1 protein-coding gene is annotated in these 217 nt (G+C 40.6%); it reads right to left on the bottom strand.

The genetic code is table 11. The annotated features are described in order from the left end of the window. Positions 1-34: 34 nt before the first annotated feature. A partial coding sequence (locus tag HMPREF0693_RS18315) for a hypothetical protein (protein ID WP_004247194.1) occupies positions 35-217 on the bottom strand: 183 nt, incomplete at its 5' end.

Below are 217 nucleotides of genomic sequence, written 5' to 3'. Positions count from 1 at the left end.
GTTGTTATCACCGCTATTTTCTGTTTGAGAGACATTAAATATCCTTTGGCGCTTTCACCATTAATTCAGCAAGCTTTTTTAAGGTTTCGGTCGGGTTTTGTGGGTCAACATGACGAACAAGCTCTTCAAATAATTGAGTGCGTTTTCGTTGTTCTCGACGAGTCATAAAATAAGTGGCTAAACCCAGAAGCATGCTGAACGCCATCCCGATAACAAA

It is taken from the genome of Proteus mirabilis ATCC 29906 (assembly GCF_000160755.1).
In the GTDB taxonomy this organism is placed as follows: Bacteria; Pseudomonadota; Gammaproteobacteria; order Enterobacterales; family Enterobacteriaceae; genus Proteus; species Proteus mirabilis.
Note: the sequence above shows the minus strand (reverse complement) of the source record. Positions and strands in the feature narration are given on the sequence as shown.